This is a genomic window from Actinomyces israelii DSM 43320, from assembly GCF_000711965.1.
In the GTDB taxonomy this organism is placed as follows: domain Bacteria; phylum Actinomycetota; class Actinomycetes; order Actinomycetales; family Actinomycetaceae; genus Actinomyces; species Actinomyces israelii.
In genome coordinates, this window is record NZ_KL544003.1 from 75,846 (window position 1) to 93,257 (window position 17,412).

Annotated in this window: 21 protein-coding genes and 2 tRNA genes; 11 read left to right on the plus strand and 12 right to left on the minus strand. The window is 73.1% G+C overall.

All coding sequences use genetic code 11. From position 1 onward, the window contains the following. Window positions 1–151: 151 nt before the first annotated feature. From nagB to O145_RS15475, 3 genes are all read left to right on the plus strand, one after another. Window positions 152–892: a glucosamine-6-phosphate deaminase gene (nagB, locus tag O145_RS15465; protein WP_043564606.1), complete on the plus strand. Its 741-nt coding sequence runs from the start codon at window positions 152–154 to the stop codon at window positions 890–892. 114 nt (window positions 893–1,006) lie between these two features. After that, window positions 1,007–1,354, plus strand: coding sequence for a DUF3039 domain-containing protein (locus tag O145_RS15470; protein WP_043564608.1), 348 nt, complete (start codon window positions 1,007–1,009; stop codon window positions 1,352–1,354). Further along, a complete protein-coding gene (locus O145_RS15475) occupies window positions 1,351–3,168 on the plus strand; it encodes a DEAD/DEAH box helicase (protein ID WP_043564610.1) in 1,818 nt (605 codons plus the stop codon). The genes O145_RS15470 and O145_RS15475 overlap by 4 nt, the downstream gene beginning before the upstream one ends. Before the next feature lie 76 nt (window positions 3,169–3,244). Here O145_RS15475 and O145_RS15480 read toward each other — a convergent pair whose 3' ends face one another. Continuing rightward, on the minus strand, window positions 3,245–4,636 hold the full coding sequence (locus tag O145_RS15480; protein WP_043564612.1) for a nicotinate phosphoribosyltransferase: 1,392 nt from the start codon (window positions 4,634–4,636) through the stop codon (window positions 3,245–3,247). An 80-nt stretch (window positions 4,637–4,716) separates the two neighbouring features. On the opposite strand from O145_RS15480, the gene clpS reads away from it, so the two are divergent. From clpS to O145_RS15500, 4 genes are read left to right on the plus strand one after another with little or no spacing between them, the layout of a single operon-like run. After that, window positions 4,717–5,037, plus strand: a complete 321-nt coding sequence (gene clpS / locus O145_RS15485) for an ATP-dependent Clp protease adapter ClpS (RefSeq protein ID WP_043564614.1) — start codon at window positions 4,717–4,719, stop codon at window positions 5,035–5,037. Further along, complete coding sequence (locus O145_RS15490; RefSeq protein WP_043564616.1) at window positions 5,037–5,711, plus strand: DUF2017 family protein; 675 nt, start codon at window positions 5,037–5,039, stop codon at window positions 5,709–5,711. Before clpS ends, O145_RS15490 begins: the two co-directional genes overlap by 1 nt. A 43-nt stretch (window positions 5,712–5,754) precedes the next feature. Further along, window positions 5,755–6,624, plus strand: a complete 870-nt coding sequence (gene murI / locus O145_RS15495) for a glutamate racemase (RefSeq protein ID WP_043564618.1) — start codon at window positions 5,755–5,757, stop codon at window positions 6,622–6,624. 28 nt (window positions 6,625–6,652) lie between these two features. Then, window positions 6,653–7,468, plus strand: a complete 816-nt coding sequence (locus O145_RS15500; protein WP_043564619.1) for an MBL fold metallo-hydrolase — start codon at window positions 6,653–6,655, stop codon at window positions 7,466–7,468. Here O145_RS15500 and O145_RS19985 read toward each other — a convergent pair. The 4 genes from O145_RS19985 to rph all read right to left on the minus strand — a co-directional run bounded on the left by O145_RS19985 (window position 7,417) and on the right by rph (window position 10,051). Beyond that, window positions 7,417–8,157, minus strand: a complete 741-nt coding sequence (locus O145_RS19985; RefSeq protein WP_411265973.1) for a hypothetical protein — start codon at window positions 8,155–8,157, stop codon at window positions 7,417–7,419. The genes O145_RS15500 and O145_RS19985 overlap by 52 nt on opposite strands. Window positions 8,158–8,236: 79 nt before the next feature. Next, a complete protein-coding gene (locus tag O145_RS19990) occupies window positions 8,237–8,557 on the minus strand; it encodes a hypothetical protein (protein WP_411265970.1) in 321 nt (106 codons plus the stop codon). Further along, window positions 8,535–9,242: a non-canonical purine NTP pyrophosphatase gene (locus O145_RS15510; RefSeq protein ID WP_052375288.1), complete on the minus strand. Its 708-nt coding sequence runs from the start codon at window positions 9,240–9,242 to the stop codon at window positions 8,535–8,537. The genes O145_RS19990 and O145_RS15510 overlap by 23 nt, the downstream gene beginning before the upstream one ends. Beyond that, on the minus strand, window positions 9,239–10,051 hold the full coding sequence (gene rph / locus O145_RS15515) for a ribonuclease PH (RefSeq protein ID WP_043564621.1): 813 nt from the start codon (window positions 10,049–10,051) through the stop codon (window positions 9,239–9,241). Before rph ends, O145_RS15510 begins: the two co-directional genes overlap by 4 nt. A 200-nt stretch (window positions 10,052–10,251) precedes the next feature. Between rph and O145_RS19480 the strand changes: the two genes are divergently transcribed. Next, entirely contained in the window at window positions 10,252–10,896 is a 645-nt protein-coding gene (locus O145_RS19480; RefSeq protein WP_052375289.1) for an excalibur calcium-binding domain-containing protein, read from the plus strand. 16 nt (window positions 10,897–10,912) lie between these two features. On the opposite strand, the gene O145_RS15525 is transcribed toward O145_RS19480, so the two are convergent. The 5 genes from O145_RS15525 to pip form a co-directional block, all read right to left on the minus strand. Then, window positions 10,913–10,994: transfer RNA gene (locus tag O145_RS15525), tRNA-Leu, on the minus strand. 38 nt (window positions 10,995–11,032) lie between these two features. Then, window positions 11,033–11,230, minus strand: coding sequence for a hypothetical protein (locus O145_RS17805; protein WP_411265971.1), 198 nt, complete (start codon window positions 11,228–11,230; stop codon window positions 11,033–11,035). 125 nt (window positions 11,231–11,355) lie between these two features. Continuing rightward, window positions 11,356–11,541, minus strand: coding sequence for a hypothetical protein (locus tag O145_RS15535; RefSeq protein WP_043564624.1), 186 nt, complete (start codon window positions 11,539–11,541; stop codon window positions 11,356–11,358). Between the two features lie 465 nt (window positions 11,542–12,006). Further along, a tRNA-Lys gene (locus O145_RS15545) sits at window positions 12,007–12,083 on the minus strand. Between the two features lie 104 nt (window positions 12,084–12,187). Further along, entirely contained in the window at window positions 12,188–13,252 is a 1,065-nt protein-coding gene (gene pip / locus O145_RS15550; protein ID WP_084682680.1) for a prolyl aminopeptidase, read from the minus strand. A gap of 172 nt (window positions 13,253–13,424) precedes the next feature. Here pip and O145_RS15555 point away from each other — a divergent pair, with 172 nt between their 5' ends. Both O145_RS15555 and O145_RS15560 read left to right on the plus strand, forming a co-directional pair. Then, the gene (locus O145_RS15555; RefSeq protein ID WP_043564625.1) at window positions 13,425–14,345 is read left to right on the plus strand and encodes an ATP-grasp domain-containing protein; all 921 of its coding nucleotides are present in this window, start codon (window positions 13,425–13,427) and stop codon (window positions 14,343–14,345) included. A 369-nt stretch (window positions 14,346–14,714) separates the two neighbouring features. Continuing rightward, window positions 14,715–15,098, plus strand: a complete 384-nt coding sequence (locus O145_RS15560; protein ID WP_043564627.1) for a YccF domain-containing protein — start codon at window positions 14,715–14,717, stop codon at window positions 15,096–15,098. A gap of 41 nt (window positions 15,099–15,139) precedes the next feature. On the opposite strand, the gene ybaK is transcribed toward O145_RS15560, so the two are convergent. Continuing rightward, window positions 15,140–15,640, minus strand: a complete 501-nt coding sequence (gene ybaK, locus O145_RS15565; RefSeq protein WP_043564629.1) for a Cys-tRNA(Pro) deacylase — start codon at window positions 15,638–15,640, stop codon at window positions 15,140–15,142. Window positions 15,641–15,764: 124 nt separating this feature from the next. Here ybaK and mmuM point away from each other — a divergent pair, with 124 nt between their 5' ends. After that, window positions 15,765–16,742 (plus strand): homocysteine S-methyltransferase, encoded by a 978-nt coding sequence (gene mmuM / locus O145_RS15570; RefSeq protein ID WP_043564631.1) that lies wholly within the window; start codon window positions 15,765–15,767, stop codon window positions 16,740–16,742. 19 nt (window positions 16,743–16,761) lie between these two features. Here the strand turns inward: mmuM and O145_RS19485 are convergent, their stop codons facing one another. Continuing rightward, a complete protein-coding gene (locus tag O145_RS19485) occupies window positions 16,762–17,385 on the minus strand; it encodes a hypothetical protein (RefSeq protein ID WP_229118635.1) in 624 nt (207 codons plus the stop codon). Window positions 17,386–17,412: the final 27 nt, after the last annotated feature.

Below are 17,412 nucleotides of genomic sequence, written 5' to 3' on the forward strand. Positions count from 1 at the left end.
TCCGAGCCGGAGTACGACCGATCTCGGCGAAGGGTGACAAGGCGTTAGCCGCTGTCTTAAGGTTCTGGGGCCGGAGCGCGCCCTCGTGCCGCCCGGCGCCGAGGGCCCGCTCGGGCCGAGATCGTCCCGCACCGCCGAAGAGGAACAACCTATGAAGCTCGTCATCCTGGACACCGCCGAGGCCATCGCTGAGCGCGCCGCCGACGCGATCGAGGACCTTCTGACCTCCAAGCCCGCCGCTGTCCTGGGAACCGCCACGGGATCGAGCCCGCTGCCCCTCTACGACGAGCTCGCCCGCCGCTGCGAGGCCGGGCGCATCTCCTTCAAGGAGGTCACCGGCTTCATGCTCGACGAGTACGTCGGCCTGCCCGAGGGCCACCCCGAGCGCTACGCCACCTTCATGGAGCGCAACCTGCGCTCCCGCGTGGACATGCGCCCCGGCGCCCTGCACGGTCCCGACGCCCTGAGCGAGGACCTCCAGGCCGCCTGCGACGCCTACGAGGCCGCCATGGCGGCCGCCGGCTACTGCGACCTGCAGATCCTGGGCATCGGCGCCGACGGTCACATCGGCTTCAACGAGCCGGGCGGCCCGCTGGACTCCACCACGCACATCGACGAGCTCACCGAGCAGACCCGCCGTGACAACGCCCGTTTCTTCGACGGCGACATCGACGCCGTCCCCACCCGCTGCATCACCCAGGGGCTGGGCACGATCATGAGGGCGCGCAGACTCGTGCTCATCGCCACCGGCGAGAACAAGGCCGAGGCCATTGCTCACCTCGTCGAGGGAGACATCGACGCCCAGTGGCCCGCCTCCGTCATGCAGAACCATGCCGACGCCCTCGTGCTCGTCGACCACGCTGCCGCGAGCCTGCTCAAGAAGCAGCACTGAGTGCCTGAAGCCCTCTGCGCCCGTCCGACCGTGGCGCGGTTCACAACGGCATCCGCTGTCATCGGATGCCGTGGGACCGTCGTGGGCCGCGGGCGCCCGACTTAGACTGACCCCATGAGCGAGATCTCTGCATCCACGGGCGGAGTCCCCAGCGACCCGGAGGAGCGGCCGAGCCAGTCGGCCGGGACGGCAGTCCTCGAGCGCGAGGAGCTCCAGTCCACCGACGACGGCGACGCCGACCGCTTCGCCCACTACGTGCGCAAGGACAAGATCGCCGCGGCCTCCGCCACCGGGCGCCCGGTCGTCGCCCTGTGCGGCAAGGTGTGGACTCCCGGGCGGGACCCCTCGAAGTACCCGGTGTGCCCGACCTGCAAGCAGATCTACGAGCAGATGAGGCCCGGCGGCGGCAATGGCGACGGCCCCCGCTTCCCGCGCTTCCCCTTCTCCAGAGGCGGTCGGTGACTCCCGCACGGGGTCCCCGGGCGCGGCACCGCCCGACCCAGCCGTCCATCTTCGCCGCCGAGAACCTTCCGCCCGCCTACCCGCAGCGCGCCGCCTGGGGCACCTCGCGGCCGCTGCGGGCCTGGCAGGAGGCCGCGCTGAAGAAGTACCTGGCCGACCTGCCCGAGGACTTCCTGGCCGTGGCCACGCCCGGGGCGGGCAAGACCACCTTCGCCCTGCGCATCGCCACCGAGCTGCTCGCCGCCGGCGACGTTCACCGGGTCACCGTCGTGTGCCCCACCGAGCACCTGAAGTACCAGTGGGCCGAGGCCGCCGCCCGCGTGGGAATCCGCCTGGACCCCTCGTACACGAACTCCCAGGGGGCGCTGGGCTCGCGCTTCGACGGCGCGGCCCTGACCTACGCCCAGGTCGCCGCCAACGTCAGCCTTCACCGCAGTCGCACCGACTCGATCCGCACCCTGGTGGTTCTCGACGAGATCCACCACGGCGGGGACGCGCGGAGCTGGGGCGACGCCATCCGCGAGGCCTTCACGCCGGCGCGCCGCCGTCTGGCCCTGACCGGCACGCCCTTCCGCTCCGACGAGTCGGCCATCCCGTTCGTGCGCTACGTCGAGGAGACCGGCGGCGCCAGGCGGTCCCGGGCCGACTACTCCTACGACTACGCCGACGCCCTGCGCGACGGGGTCGTGCGCCCGGTCATGTTCATGACCTACTCCGGCCAGATGCGCTGGCGCACCAGGGCCGGCGACGAGGTGGCCGCACGGCTGGGGGAGCCGCTGACCAAGGACCTGGAGGCCCAGGCCTGGCGCACGGCCCTGGACCCCGCAGGGGAGTGGATCCCCGCGGTCCTGGCGGCCGCCGACCAGCGGCTGAGCGAGGTGCGCCGCCAGGTGCCCGACGCCGGCGGGCTCGTCATCGCCTCGGACCAGGGCTCGGCCCGCGCCTATGCGGGGCGGCTCCGCGCCATCACCGGACAGGCCCCCACCGTGGTCCTGTCCGACGACGCCGGCGCCTCCAGCCGCATCGAGACCTTCGCCGCGAGCCAGGACCGCTGGATGGTGGCGGTGCGCATGGTCTCCGAGGGCGTGGACGTGCCGCGCCTGGCGGTGGGGGTGTACGCGACCTCCGCCTCGACCCCGTTGTTCTTCGCCCAAGCCGTCGGGCGCTTCGTCCGTTCGCGCGCCCGCGGCGAGACCGCCTCGGTGTTCCTGCCCTCCGTCACGCCCCTGCTGGGGTTGGCGGGTGAGATCGAGGTCGCCCGCGACCACGTCCTGGGCGGGGCCGGGCGCGCCGACGAGGACGCGCTCTTCGCCCCCGAGGAGCGTCTCCTGGCCGAGGCCAACAAGGCGGAGAAGGCCTCGGACGACCTGCTGGGCTCCTTCGAGGCCATGGACTCCACCGCCGAGTTCGACCGGGTCCTGTTCGACGGCGGGGAGTTCGGCACCGGTGCTGTGGTCGGCAGCGTCGAGGAGCAGGAGTACCTGGGTCTGCCCGGCCTGCTCGAGCCCGAGCAGGTGACGGCCCTGCTGCGTCAGCGACAGGACAAGCAGATCGAGGCCCAGAAGAAGCAGGCGGCCGCGGCCGCCAAGCGCCGGGCCGACTCCGGCGTCGACGACGCCCGGCGCCGGGCCGCCGCCCGCAAGGAGCTGAGCCGACTCGTTGCCGCATGGGCGCGTCGCTCCGGCCAGCCCCACGGCGTCATCCACAACGACCTGCGGCGCGTGTGCGGCGGTCCTGAGGTGGCCCAGGCCTCCACCGAGGAGATCGTCAGGCGCGTGGAGACCCTGCGCCGCTGGTTCGTCGGCAAGCGGTGAGAGGGCTGAGAGGGCTGAGAGGGCTCGGTCTTCGGCTCACCGGCTCCGCGCGGGCCGCCCTCGGTGCGCTGCGCGCTCAGCCCCTCAGGGGCCGGCGGCCGTCGAGGTCCACGTGGCGCGTGGGCACCGCCGGCTCTCCCTCGCTCAGGCGCCAGGCGTCGTAGGGCAGCTCGGCGCGCGAGGCCCGGTGCCGCTCGGCGGCGGCGGCCAGTGCGTGTGGGCCGCGGTGCTCCTCGACGACGACGCCGTCGTGCACCAGCTGGACCTGCAGCGGGCGGGCCCCGGCCTCGGCCAGGGCCGCCAGCGCCTCGTCCTGGTCCTGGGCCGACACGACGAGCTCCTCGGTGGCGGAGCCGGTGCCGTCCATCACGCGGCCGGCCCACTTGCGCCCGCCGACGGTCGCCTTGCCGCCCTCGGAGAACTTGGCGACCTCGTGCATCTCGCCGTCGGCGCCCGCCCGCTCGACGAGCTTGTAGATCAGGGCGGCGGTCGGTCGGCCGGAGCCGGTGACCAGCTTGGTGCCCACGCCGTAGGAGTCCACCGGCGCGGCCCCCAGGCCCGCGATCGCGTACTCGTCCAGGTCGTTGGTCACTGTGATCCTCGTCGTCGTCGCCCCCAGGGCGTCGAGCTGGGCGCGTACCTTGAACGCCTCGGCGACCAGGTCGCCGGAGTCGAGGCGCACCGCGCCGAGCTCGCCGCCGCCGTCGCGGGCCGCCCTGACGGCCCGCTCCACGCCGCGGGCGATGTCGTAGGTGTCGACCAGGATCGTGGTGCCCGGCCCGAGGCTGACCACCTGGGCCGCGAAGGCCTCCTCCTCCGAGTCGTGCAGCAGGGTGAAGGAGTGCGCGGCGGTGCCGACCGTGGGGATCCCGTAGCGCATGCCGGCCTCCAGGTCGCTGGTGCCCACGAAGCCGCCGACGACGGAGGCGCGGGCCGCCGCCACCGCCGCCTGCTCGTGGGCCCGCCTGGCCCCGAAGTCCACGCAGGGCCGGCCGTGCGCGGCGATCGTCATGCGGGAGGCCGCCGAGGCGACGGCGCAGTCGTAGTTGTAGATCGACAGGGCCAGGGTCTCCAGGATGCAGGCCTCGGCGAAGGTGCCCTCGACGGTGAGCAGCGGTGAGCCCTCGAAGTAGCACTCGCCCTCGGCGTAGCCGCGGATGGTGCCGGAGAAGTGGTACTCGCGCAGGTAGTCCAGGGTGGCGTCGTCGACCACCTGCGTGCGGTGCAGGAAGTCGATCTGCCTGCCGGTGAAGGCGAAGGCCTCCACGGCGTCCAGGAGGCGGCCCGTGCCGGCCACGACGCCGAAGCGCCGGGAGGCGGGCAGCCGCCGACCGAACAGCTCGAAGACACTGGCCCGCTCGGCGGTCCCCGAGCGAAGCGCCCCCTGGAGCATGGTGAGCTCGTACATGTCGGTGAGCAGGGACGTGGTGGGAGCGGTCGGGTCTGCGATGCGCTGCGTGGGTGTCATGACTCTTAACCTATCCCGAAACTCGGATTGCGGTGCAGCGTGTCTGCCCCAGTCTTCTCCCGGCCGCTACGCTGGTGGTCATGTCCAACGCACTGCACGTCGTCGAGCCCGACGTCCAGGAGCGTGCACGCAGCGCCGCCCAGTCCCAGTGGCGCACGGTCGTCCACGACGACCCGATCAACACCATGGACTACGTCACCTGGGTCTTCCGCACCTACTTCGGCTTCCCGCTGCAGCTGGCGCGCCGTCGCATGCTGGAGGTCCACACCCGCGGGCGCGCCACGGTGTCCACCGGGGCGCGCGAGCGCATGGAGGTCGACGTCACCGCCATGCACTCCTACGGCCTGCGCGCCACTCTCGAGCCGGTGGGGGACGACGCCGCGGACCGGGGCGGGGCCTGATGCGCGGCTTCGCCAAGGCGGTCGGCGGCTGGGAGAGCCGCCTGGAGGCCTGGGAGCGGGAGTACCTCGCGGGCCTGCTCGAGCAGGTCGCCGTGCTGCTGGCGGCCGATGACCCCGGCGGCCGTCAGGACGGCGGGACGACGCCCCCGCAGCCCGAGCTGCGACAGGGGGAGAGCACTCATGACGGTGACGTCCTCGCGGCGCTGGACTTCGACCCGGACCCGCAGGAGCCCCCGGCCCCGCTACCGCCGACGTCGGCCCCGCCAGCGCTCGCACCCGTGATCGATGTGCTCCTGCCCGACGCCTCCGAGGACCCCGAGGTCGCGCTCGAGGTGGCGGACCTGACCCGTGCGCGCCTGCGCGGCCTCAAGCACGAGCGCCTCAAGGCCGCCATCGTCGAGCTGCTGGAGCCCACGGGCGCCGACGGCGCCGTCCGCGTCGTCCGCGGGCACGAGCAGGAGTGGCTCGGCGCGCTCAACGACGTGCGCCTTGTGCTCGCGCAGCGGCTTGACATCGACGGGCCGCAGGCCGCCGAGGCGACCCACGCCATCGCCCGGCAGGAGGCCCCCCGGGACGAGGACGACGACGCCCGCTGGCGCCGCGGACTCGCCCTGTCCTACGACATGCTCACCTGGTGGCAGGAATCACTGGTGACCGTGCTGCTTTACGGCTGAGCCGCCGCCTAGTCTCGGATGCGTGAACGACGCGCCGATTGGGATGTTCGACTCCGGGGTCGGAGGCCTGACCGTTGCGAGGGCCGTACTCAACCAGCTGCCCGGCGAGCAGATCCTCTACATCGGGGACACCGCTCACACCCCGTACGGCCCCAAGTCCATCGACGAGGTCCGCTCCCTGGCGCTCGGAGTCATGGACGAGCTCGTCGAGGCCGGCGTCAAGATGCTCGTCATCGCCTGCAACACCGCCTCGGCGGCGGTTCTGCACGACGCCCGGCGCCGCTACACCCAGGGCCGGGGCGTCCCCGTGATCGAGGTCATCCACCCCGCCGCCCGGGCGGCCGCCCGCGTCACCCGCAACGGCCGTATCGGCCTAATCGCCACCCAGGGAACCGTCGACTCGCACGCCTACGACGACGCCCTGGGGGCCGTGCCCGGCGTCGAGCTGTTCTCCGAGGCGTGCCCGCGCTTCGTCGACCTGGCCGAGCGCGGCGTGACCACCGGCCCCGAGGCGCTCACCACCGCCGAGGACTACCTCGCCCCGGTCAAGGCCGCCGGCGTGGACACCCTCATCCTGGGCTGCACCCACTACCCGCTGCTCATCGGCCCGATCTCCTACGTCATGGGGGAGGATGTCACTCTGGTCACCTCGAGCCTGGAGACCGCCAAGGACGTCTACCGCGAGCTCGCCCGGCGCGACCTGCTGCGCGATCCCGGCGCCGCCGCGCCGCAGCACGAGTTCCGCTCCACCGGGGACCCCGAGTCCTTCGTGGTGCTGGCCCGGCGCTTCCTGGGCCCCGAGGTCAGGCGCGTCCTGCGGGCCGGCCCGGCGTCAGGGGCGGGGACGGCGCCCCCGCCCGGCGACGCCGTCCCCGGCGCCGTCGCCCACGTCCCCCTGCCCCCACAGATCTGACCCCACAGGACTGAGTCAAGGATCCCGTATGAAGCTCACGATCATCGGCTGCACCGGAAGCATGTCCGGTCCCGACTCCGCCGCCTCCTCCTACCTGGTGCAGGCCGATGGCGCGGACCCCGGCGGCGAGGTGCGGACGTGGTCGGTGGTGCTGGACCTGGGGCCGGGCGCGATGGGGCAGATGCTGCACTATCTCGACCCGGCCGACCTGGATGCGATCGCGATCTCCCACTGTCACGCGGACCACATTGTCGACCTCGTGGGGATGCACGTCTTCCGCCGGTGGAACCCGACCGGGGCGCTGGGGCCCGTGCTCGCGCTGGGGCCCGGCGAGCTGCCGAGCCGCCTCAACGGCGTGGACGGCACACCGCCGGAGGAGACCTACGCCTCCGAGTTCACCTTCCGCACCGCCGTCGTCGGCGAGACGGTGCAGGTCGGGCCGATGACGATCACGCCCTACGAGGCGCTCCACCCGGTCGAGGCCTACGGCTACCGCGTGGAGGGGCCCGGGAGGGACGGCCAGAGGCGCGTCAGCCTCGCCTTCACCGGCGACACGGACCTGTGCGACGGCGTGGAGGCCATGGCCGACGGCGTCGACCTGCTGCTGTCCGAGGCCGCCTTCCTGGAGGGGCGCGACACCTACCGCGGGATGCACCTGACCGGCAGACGCGCCGGCGAGCTCGCCGCGGGCACGAGCGGCAAGGGCGGTCGGATACCCGCGGGCCGCCTCGTGCTGACCCACATCCAGCCGTGGACCGACCCCGCCGACACCCTCAAGGAGGCCGCCGAGGCCTACTCCGGCCCCCTCGAGGCCGCCACCGCGGGCGCGAGCTGGGAGATCTGAGCGAGACCGGCACCGGCCGTCCGCGCCCTGCCGGCCTGCGCGGCCCGGAGCGGCGGTAGGCTGAGCCGGTGGCTGCGCAGCGCGGGGACCGTCGACCGGGGCTGACCTACAGCCCGTCGGTCCCTGACGGGCCGGATCGCCCCTGGACCCGGGGGCGCCGCACCCGGTGGTGGCTCGTCGTGCCGGCAGACCTGGCCGCGGCGCTGCTCGTGGCCCTCTTCGCCGCCGCCTCGCTGCACGACGCCTCTCAGGCCCCGGCGCTGGCGGCGCGCACCGCGGGCGCCACCGCCCTGGCGTGGGCGGTCGCATGGGGCGCGCGGCGCGGACGCGACCACCTGGAGGTCCTGTGGCCCGAGGGGGCGATTATCGTCGGCGTCACCTGGGGCGCGTGCGCGGCGACGCGCGGCCTGACCGGTGGGGAGATCGTCTCCTTCTCCTTCATGACGCTGGCCTTCCTGGTCGTGTTCCAGGGCGGGTGGCGCTGCCTGTACGGCTTCGCCAAGGCCCACGACTCGCTCGTGCCCAAGGCGGTGCAGCGCCGGCTCGATGCCCAGGAGGCCCGGGGCGGGCCGGGCGGGCCCGTAGCTGCATCGGCGGCGGACGTACCCCTCCCTCTCGAGCGCGGTCAGCTGCTTGGACAGGGCCGAGTCGGGCGTCCCGACGGCCTCGCGGAGCTCGGCGAAGCGCATCTGGGCCCGGCCCTGCACCGCCCCGACGGATCGCAGCGCGGCGCAGACCCGCAGCCTGCCCAGCGGGTGGATGACGGGGTCAAGCACGGGGACGAGCCGCGCCGAGAAGCGTCCAGGCGCACAGGGCGCCCGCCGCGGGCGCGATCACGGCTGCGGCCGCGGGCAGCCACGAGGCGGGAAGGGCGTCACGAGCTGCGATGACGACCAGAGGCAGGGCCCCGGCGGCCAGCACCCTGACCCAGTGGCTGCGGGGCTGCGCGAGCGGATCAGCCCACGGATCCTGGCGGAGGCCGGGACGGGTCAGGCGGGACCGCAGCATGACGCCGAGGACGAGCGTCAGTGCCCGCCTGCTCCCTCCGCCCGCGCCGGGCCGCCGCTCATCGCGCGATGCTGCCCGCATTCGGCGACGACGGCACGAGCAGGGCGGCGAGCACCGGCGCCAGGGCGCGCAGAGCCCGGCCGCGGTGGGAGATCGCGTTCTTCTCCGCCGGGTTCATCTGCGCCGTCGTCCGCCCCGCGCCGCCCGGCGCGTCCTCCTGGACGGGCACGAAGACCGGGTCGTAGCCGAAGCCGCCCTCGCCCCGGGGCTCGCCCAGGAGGCGGCCCTCCATCGAGCGCTCGATCCTCGTGACCGTCGGCCGGTTATCCGGGCCGGGGGCGGCCAGTACCGCCGCGCAGGTGAAGCGGGCGGTGCGGTGGGGGTCCGTCACGTCGGCGATCTGGTCCAGCAGGAGGCGCAGGTTCGCCGCGTCGTCACCGTGGCGGCCGCACCAGCGGGCGGAGAAGATGCCGGGTGCGCCGCCGAGCACGTCCACGCACAGGCCCGAGTCGTCGGCGACGGCGGGCAGGCCGGTGACCCGCACCAGGGCGCGGGCCTTGATCTCCGCGTTGGCCGCGAAGCTGAGCCCGTTCTCCACGGGCTCGGGCGCGCCCAGGGAGCCGGCCGAGACGATCGAGCGCGGGTCCAGCCCGGGCACGAGCGGCGCGAGGACCGCCCGCAGCTCGGAGAGCTTGCCGGGGTTGTGGGTGGCCAGGACCAGCACGGCCCCGTCGGGCGCGGTCACGGCCGACGCCGACACGCTCACGGGGTCTCCTGACCGGCGTCGTCGCTGGTCGAGACCGTGAACGGCTGCCGCCCCGGACCGGCCAGCGCCCGGGCCTGCAGCGCCGTCAGCTCGGCATTGCCCTTGGCGGCCAGGTCCAGAAGGGCGCACAGCTCGTCGCGGTTGAAGGGGACGTGCTCGGCCGTGCCCTGCACCTCGACGAAGTGCCCGTCTCCGGTCTGGACGACATTCATGTCGGTGTGGGCGCGCACGTCCTCCTCATAGGGCAGGTCCAGGCAGGGGACGCCATCGACAATGCCGACACTGACGGCCGACAGGGAGTCCGACAGAACCGGCCTGACCGCCCGCGGCCTGATGTGCCCCTTGTCGGCGCCCCAGGCGACGGCGTCGGCCAGCGCCACGTAGGCGCCGGTGATGGCGGCGGTGCGGGTGCCGCCATCGGCCTGGAGGACGTCGCAGTCCAGGGCGATGGTGTTCTCGCCCAGCGCGGCGACGTCGATAATGCCGCGCAGGGAGCGCCCGATGAGGCGGGAGATCTCGTGGGTGCGCCCGCCCACCCTGCCGCGCACCGACTCCCGGCTGCTGCGCTCGGAGCCGGCGCGGGGGAGCATGGCGTACTCGGCGGTCACCCAGCCCTCGCCGCCGCCCTTGCGCCAGCGCGGCACTCCCTCGGTGAAGGAGGCCACGCACAGCACCCGGGTGCGGCCGAACTCGATGAGCGCCGAGCCCTCCCCGTGGTCCAGCCAGTTGCGGGTGATGGTCACGGGGCGCAGCTCGTCGGCCGCGCGCCCGTCCTTGCGGGTCGTCTCGGGGGACTCGGTGTCTGTCACGGCGTCAGGCTACCGCTGCGCGGGCGCGCGGAGCGCCCCGATCCGGCCCCCTTCCGGCGGCTTCGGGAGCCGGGGCGGTCCCGCTGGCCGCGGAGGGTCACAGTATGGTCAAGAATGCGGATCTCCGGCCGCTTCCGCGGGCCGCGGGGGTATACCGGAGGGGTCCTTGCACACTTCCCACCCCCGAGGATCCCGTCATTATGATCGTCTCCCAGATCGGTTCGCGTCGCCCGAGCAGGCTGCTGTCCGCCGGCGGCTGGCTCATCGCCCTGGTCATCGTCCTCGCCCCGGCGGCTGCCGGGTGCGACGACTCCGCCGCGCATGAGGCCGCCCCGGCCAGCGCCGCCGCCACGACCCCGGCCGCGGTCGAGGTCCCGGACGTCGTCGGCATGAAGGGCGACGACGCGGCCGATGCCCTCAAGAAGGCGGGGCTCTCCAAGGGCCCGAGCTATACGGACACCGATGGCGAGGAGTCCGTGTGGGATCCGGGAAACTGGTCCGTGACCGCGCAGAACCCGGCGGCGGGCGAGCAGGTCCCGGCCGACCAGGTGATCACGCTCACGGTCAACCACGACTCCGCCGATGCGGCGGCCTCGGCATCCGCGTCCGCGTCCGCGGCGGCGGCGTCCGCTGCGGCTGAGGCGGCGGCGTCCGCTGCGGCGGAGCAGCCCGCCCAGGAGCAGCCTGCCCAGGAGCCCCAGTCGGAGCCGGAGGAGCAGGCCCGCACGTACTACGCGAACTGCACGGAGGCGAAGGCCGCCGGCGCGGCACCGCTGTACCGGGGCGAGCCCGGCTATCGGGATAAGCTGGACCGCGACCACGACGGGATCGCCTGCGAGAAGTGAGCCGTCGTCGGTCCTGTGCGCAAGAAGGGACTCGAACCCTCACGCCCGAAGGCACCAGAACCTAAATCTGGCGCGTCTACCAGTTCCGCCACTCGCGCTTGTGCGACTCACCCTACCGCCTCGAGGTCCGCAGTGCTCACGCGCAGCCCGCGCCTTCAGGGAGTCCCGGAAGTCGCAGGCCTCCCTGGTGCAGCCGGGCGCGGAGGCCCTGGGGCAGAAGCGGACGACGACGCCGTGCTCGGCTGCGTCTGAGATCGGCCAGGGAGGCCTCGGCGCCGGCCGCGTCGGGAAGGGCGAAGTCGGGGGCCTCGTCGCCGATGGCGAGCTGGGGCACAGCGTCCTCCTCTGCTGGTGCGACGGGCGCTGAACGGACTTGCGGACAGAGCGGGACCGCTCGGCGCGCCGGGCGGTCCCGCTCATTGCCATAATCCGGGACCGGACTTCCGATTGCGACTCGTCCTAGGCCGCCGGCGCCAGCGCCTCCTGCGCGGCCTGGACGCGTTCGAGAGCGCGCTCGAAGCGCGAGGGCGACACGGCGGCGCTCAGCGAGCTCAGCTCGGCGCGCGCGGCCGTGAGCTCGCGCTCGGCGGCCTCTCGGCGAGCCGGGGCGGTCGTGGTGCTGTGCGTACTCATCTGCGTACTCATCTGTTCTCCTTCTCCTCATAGCCCCCGCGGGGGCTCCTCGACGCCGGGCGGAGTGCAGGTGGATCCTGCGGCCCGGCGGTGCTGTGGCTGCGGGGCGCCGCCGCATGAGTCGGGCGGCGGCGATCCCCCGGTGGTCGGGGCCGCAGAGAATCGCTGCGGCGCCCACGACCGACGCACGGATGAGCGATGTCGCGAGCTGCGGTCGATGAGGGCATCCTCCGGACCGTCGACGAACTACGATGCCGTAGAGGGCCAGCGGCCTCCGGGCCGCGCGAACTGCCCGCCCACCAGGTGCGAGACCGCAGGTGCACTCCTGCGACCTCCGCCCGGCCCGTGCGTGGTACCCCCTCAGGGACTCGAACCCTGGACACCCTGATTAAGAGTCAGGTGCTCTGACCAGCTGAGCTAAGGGGGAATGCCTTGTTGTCTGATGATCACCGCCGCGCCCGTGCAGGAGCCCGGTAGTGGTACCCCCTCAGGGACTCGAACCCTGGACACCCTGATTAAGAGTCAGGTGCTCTGACCAACTGAGCTAAGGAGGCGCGCACCAGACTGCATGTGCCTGGCGACGGTGGAACACTTTACTTCCCGACGGCGGGGCTGTCCAATCCCGAAAGCGCTGAATCGCCCCATTGTGCGGGAAGTCTCAGGGACGGTCGTGGCGTCCGCGGGGTCCGAGCTCGACCGCGAAGCGGTCGGTGGCGGTGATGAGCGCGGACAGGGTCTCCGGCTCGCTGTAGGAGTGCCCCGACGCCGGCGAGATGCGCAGCTCGGCCTCCGGCCAGGCGCGGTGCAGGGCCCAGGCCGTTCCGATGGGGCAGCACATGTCGTAGCGGCCCTGGACAATCACCCCGGGGATGCCGTGATCGGCCAGCACGCGGGCGCCGTGGAGGAGCCGGTCCTCCTCAAGCCATCCGCGATGGATGAAGAAGTGGTTCTCGATGCGGGCGAAGGCGAGGGCGAAGGCCGGGTCCTGAACCTCGTCGATATGGGCCTGGTCGCGCAGGAGCGTGGAGGTCGCCGCCTCCCAGGTCGTCCAGGCGACGGCCGCCGGGCCGTGGACGGCGGGGTCGGGGTCGGCCAGCAGCTCGTGATAGCGCTCGATGTAGCCGCCCGGCCCCACGTCCCGGCCGGCGGCGGCGACGTAGCGCTCCCACTCGTCGGGCCAGACCATGTCGGCGCCGCCCGCCTCGTAGTACCAGTCGAGCTCGCGCTTGCGCAGGGTGAACACGCCGCGCAGCACCAGGGCCAGCACCCGCCCCGGGTGGGCCTGGGCGTAGGCGAGCCCCAGGGTGGATCCCCACGACCCGCCGAAGACGAGCCAGCGCTCGACCCCCAGGTGCTCCCGCAGTGCCTCCATGTCCGCCACCAGGTGCCAGGTCGTGTTCGTTGACAGGTCGGCGTCCGGCTCCCAGGCGTGGGGCAGGGAGCGCCCGCACCCGCGCTGGTCGAACAGGATGATGCGGTAGCGCTCGGGGTCGAAGACCCGGCGGTAGTCCGCCGAGCAGCCCGCGCCAGGCCCTCCGTGGACGAAGACCGCCGGAACTCCTTCAGGGTTGCCGCAGGTCTCCCAGTACACCCGCTGGCCGTCGCCGACGTCGAGCAGGCCCGAGGCCGTCGGCTCGATGGGCGGGTAGAAGCCGCGCGGCGATGGCGGGGCCGGGGACGCGGGGGCTGCGGGAGATTCCGAGGGTCCGGTCGTGTCTGCCATGGGCGCATTGTGGCACCGATGGCGCGGGCTGGGGGGACGACCGGCATCACGGTCCCCTCCGGCGTCGAGGACCTACCGATGGCTCGGGCTGGGGGAGACGACCGCGGGGCTGGGCCCGGCCGAGCCGCGGCTGATTCACGCCGGCAGGATGCGCCGCGGTACCGTGGGGCCCGTGACCACCCCCATCGTGACGCTCGCGACCTGCGCCGACTATCCCATGCTCGACGACGACGACCGCGGTCTGCCCGACGCCCTGCGGGAGCGGGGCATCGAACCGCGGGTGGCCGTGTGGAACGACCCGTCTGTCAGCTGGGACGACGCCGGCGTCGTCGTGCTGCGCTCGGTGCGCGACTACGCCAAGAGGCGCAATTACTCCAAGTTCCTGTCCTGGTCCCGGTCGGTGCCGTGCCTGGCCAACCACCCCGACGTCGTGAAGTGGAACTCCGACAAGCACTACCTGTCCCGCCTGGCCGAGCTCGGGGTCCCCATGATCCCGACCACCTGGCTCGAGCCGAGCGCCGGCTACTCCAAGCATCAGGTCCACACGCGCTTCCCGGCGCACGGCGACTTCGTCGTCAAGCCCGCCGTCTCCTCCGGCGGGCGGGGGACCGGCCGCTACACCGCGACGAACGCGCGGTCGCGCGCCGAGGCGATCAACGACACCATGCACCACATCGGACGAGGCCGGTCGGTCATGGTCCAGCGCTACCTGGAGGAGGTGGACCGCAAGGGCGAGTTCTCCCTGGTCTACTTCAACGGCGTCCTGTCCCACGCGGTGGAGAAGGCGCCCATGCTCCACCCGTCCTTCCGCTCCGTCGACGAGGTGCACGAGGAGATCGTCACTGCCCGGGAGCCCAGCGAGCAGGAGTGGCTGTGGGGCGAGCGGGTGCGCAAGGCCATTCACGGCCTGATCAAGGAGCGCTCGGGGCGCGACATCCAGCTCCTGTTCAACCGCGTCGACGTCGTCGCAGACGGTCAGGGGAGCTTCTACCTCATGGAGGTCTCGCTCATTGACGCGGGCCTCTACCTCGGCTCCACGCCGGGCGCCCTGGACAACTTCGCCGACGCCATCGCCCAGCGCGTCTTCTGGTGAGTCGCGAGGGGGCGCGATGACGCCATCGCGCCACGTACGTGCTCACCATCAACCAGGTGCACAGCCGTCGCTCCCCGGACCGAGTCCCCGAGCTGCTCGTCGCGCTTGCCGATGTCGGCGTCTTAGCGCCTTTTGAGCGCACCGTGGGGGACAAGGTGCAGGGCGTGCCCGCTGATGCGGCGGCAGCGCTGGCGGCCGGCTGCTCTCATCGAGGCCCTGAGTCATGGGCCGGAAGGAGTCCCGTCGTCCCGTCATGAGCCTGTCCTCGCTCGGCACGGCCCTGTGGGCGCTGCTGATCTCGCGCGGGCCTCCGGGAGGCTCCCCCCGCAGGATGAGGACGTCGGGCGTGCCGTGGTGTAGACAGTCCCCATGCGCACACTGCTCAACCTCATCTGGGTGGTCCTCGGCGGCTTCTGGCTCTGGCTGGGGTACGTCTTCTTCGGCATCATCGCCTGCGTCTTCATCATCACGATCCCGGCGGGGGTCGCCTCCTTCCGCATCGCCGGCTACGCCCTGTGGCCCTTCGGGCGCACCGTCGTCACCAAGCCCGGGGCGGGTGCCGTGAGCTGCCTGAGCAACGTGATCTGGTTCCTGGTCGCCGGCGTCTGGCTGGCGATCGGCCACCTGACGACGGCGGCCGCGCAGGCCGTCACCATTATCGGGATCCCGCTGGCGATCGCCAATGTCAAGATGATCCCCGTGACCTGCTTCCCCTTCGGCAAGGAGGTCGTCCCGGGCGACGGCCTCCTGTGAGGCTCCGACCGGCGAGACGGGCCCGCACGGGCCCCGGACCGTCAGGCGGTCAACGGTGCGAACGCGGCGCCCGTGACCGCCGCGAGGCGGTCCGGGGCGAGCGCCACGCTCATGCCCCGCTTTCCGCCGGAGACCAGCACGCGGTCGAGCGCCTCGGCCGAGTCGTCGATGACCGTCGGCAGGCGCCTCCTCTGGCCGAGCGGTGAGATGCCGCCGACGACGTAGCCGGTGATCCGCTCGGCGGCGGACGGCTCGATGAGAGCCGCCCGCTTCATCCCCAGCGCGTGCGCGGCCGCCTTGAGGTCCAGGCGATGGTCGGCGGGGATGACGCACACGCCGACGTCGCGGCCCTCACCCACCAGCAGCGTCTTGAGCACGACGGCGGGGTCCTCGCCGAGCGCCCGGGCCGCCTCGAGCCCGAAGCCGAGCCCGGAGCGCTCGTCGTGAGCGTAGGTCACCATCTCGTAGGGCACGCAGGCCTCCTCGAGCGCCCTGATCGCCGGAGTCGCCCCCGCGTGCCTGCTCCTGGTCTTCCTGCTCATGACGGCGACCCTACTCGCGCCGGGGAGGGGCGGGCGGCCCCGACCGGCGGGGCGAGTCCCTCAGGGGACGGCCGTGAGAGGGAGGCCATCGATGCCCGGTGCGGGCTTCGGTTAGCGTGTCGCCATGCGAACTCATTCGACTAAAACCGGCCCCCCGCGCGATCACGTCGGCCTGTCCGGGCTGCTGACCGGCGGCCCCGTGGTCCTGGACGGCGCCATGGGGACCGAGCTCGGCGCCCGGGGGGTCCGCACGGCTCAGGAGCTGTGGTCCGCCGTCGCCCTGACCGAGGCGCCCGAGGCCGTCACCGCCGTTCACACGGACTATCTCTTCGCCGGCGCCCGGGTCATCTGCACCAACTCCTACCAGGCCACCGTCCCCGCCCTCATGCGCACCGGGCTCACCGAGGCGGAGGCCCGCGGAGCCATCGCGACATCCGCGCGCCTGGCCCTCGACGCCCGAGACCTGCACGTGAGCGCCCACCCGCGGGAGACCGTGCTGGTGGCGGGCAGCCTCGGCCCCTACGGCGCCTACCTGGCGGACGGGGCCGAGTACACCGGCGCCTACACCACCAGCGACAGCGACTTCGAGGCGGTCCACATCCCTCGCCTTCAGGTCCTGGCCGAGGCGGGGCTGCATCTCTTCGCCATCGAGACCCAGCCGCGCCTGGACGAGGCCCGCTGGCTCGTCGCGCGGCTCCGGCACATCGCCCCCGAGGCGGAGTGCTGGGTGTCCTTCCAGGTCCGCCCCGACGGCGAGCACCTGGCCGACGGTACCCCGCTGGCGCGCGCCGTGGCGTGGGCCGACGCCGAGGACGCCGTCGTCGCCGTCGGCCTGAACTGCGTGGCCCCGGCGGTCGTGGACCGGGCCCTGCCGGTGCTGCGCTCGGCGACCGGCAAGCCCCTGGTCGCCTACCCGAACTCCGGGGACGCCTACGACCCGGCCGCCAAGACCTGGCACTGTGTCCGCGGGCCGGAGCGGTTCACGCGGTTCACGGCGTCGGCCCCCGCATGGCTCGACGCCGGCGTGCGGCTCATCGGCGGCTGCTGCCGCACGACGCCGGTGGACACGGCGGTGCTCCACGACCTCGTCGTCGGCGACTGAGGAGGAGCCGTCCGGGGCGTCAAGAGCCCTCCAGGGACCGGGCAGTGCGCAGAAGCCCGCGCAGGGCGCGCAGGACGGCGTCGCGGTGCTTGCGACTGAGGATCCAGGCGGGCAGCCGGTGGCCCAGCTCGCGTCCCGCCGGCCGCAGGCGGGCCCCTACAAAGCCGAGGAGGTACTCGGCGTGCTCGCTGTTGGCGACCCACAGCGTGTGCCCGGCGCACGGGACGCTGAGGTAGAAGGGCAGGCCGTACAGGGCGTCGACGCCGTCGGAGACCCTCACCAGGCTCGTGCGCCCGGTCAGGACCATGGGCCTCCCGCACGGGCAGCGCCGTGCGGGACGCGAGCCCAGGGACAGGTGCAGTACCACCGCCTGGCGACGGCCGCAGGCGGGGCAGCGCCACGTCGTGCGGACCTGGACGGGCCGTGCGGGACGGGGGCGGTCGCCCTCCCACCTCCAGCAGCACCCGCAGAAGTAGCCCGACCCGGCTCCGTGGGCGCTCCAGGTGCAGCGGGTGCAGAACACCCCGCGCCTCACCACGTGCGCGGGGCCCGAGCAGGCCGGGCACACCACCCACGTGTCGAGGCGCGGCACCGCATAGAGGACCGCTGAACGTACTGGACTCGCTGGACGTGCCGGGCTCATCGCGCCAATCCTCTCACCATGCGCCGC

Coding starts and splice junctions, on each gene's coding strand:
- nagB (WP_043564606.1), top strand. CDS start 152: ATGAAGCTCGTCATCCTGGACACCGCCGAGGCCATCGCTGAGCGCGCC.
- O145_RS15470 (WP_043564608.1), top strand. CDS start 1,007: ATGAGCGAGATCTCTGCATCCACGGGCGGAGTCCCCAGCGACCCGGAG.
- O145_RS15480 (WP_043564612.1), bottom strand. CDS start 4,636: ATGACACCCACGCAGCGCATCGCAGACCCGACCGCTCCCACCACGTCC.
- clpS (WP_043564614.1), top strand. CDS start 4,717: ATGTCCAACGCACTGCACGTCGTCGAGCCCGACGTCCAGGAGCGTGCA.
- O145_RS15490 (WP_043564616.1), top strand. CDS start 5,037: ATGCGCGGCTTCGCCAAGGCGGTCGGCGGCTGGGAGAGCCGCCTGGAG.
- murI (WP_043564618.1), top strand. CDS start 5,755: ATGTTCGACTCCGGGGTCGGAGGCCTGACCGTTGCGAGGGCCGTACTC.
- O145_RS15500 (WP_043564619.1), top strand. CDS start 6,653: ATGAAGCTCACGATCATCGGCTGCACCGGAAGCATGTCCGGTCCCGAC.
- O145_RS19985 (WP_411265973.1), bottom strand. CDS start 8,157: ATGCGCTTCGCCGAGCTCCGCGAGGCCGTCGGGACGCCCGACTCGGCC.
- O145_RS19990 (WP_411265970.1), bottom strand. CDS start 8,557: ATGCGGGCAGCATCGCGCGATGAGCGGCGGCCCGGCGCGGGCGGAGGG.
- O145_RS19480 (WP_052375289.1), top strand. CDS start 10,252: ATGATCGTCTCCCAGATCGGTTCGCGTCGCCCGAGCAGGCTGCTGTCC.
- O145_RS15535 (WP_043564624.1), bottom strand. CDS start 11,541: ATGAGTACGCAGATGAGTACGCACAGCACCACGACCGCCCCGGCTCGC.
- pip (WP_084682680.1), bottom strand. CDS start 13,252: ATGGCAGACACGACCGGACCCTCGGAATCTCCCGCAGCCCCCGCGTCC.
- O145_RS15560 (WP_043564627.1), top strand. CDS start 14,715: ATGCGCACACTGCTCAACCTCATCTGGGTGGTCCTCGGCGGCTTCTGG.
- ybaK (WP_043564629.1), bottom strand. CDS start 15,640: ATGAGCAGGAAGACCAGGAGCAGGCACGCGGGGGCGACTCCGGCGATC.
- mmuM (WP_043564631.1), top strand. CDS start 15,765: ATGCGAACTCATTCGACTAAAACCGGCCCCCCGCGCGATCACGTCGGC.
- O145_RS19485 (WP_229118635.1), bottom strand. CDS start 17,385: ATGAGCCCGGCACGTCCAGCGAGTCCAGTACGTTCAGCGGTCCTCTAT.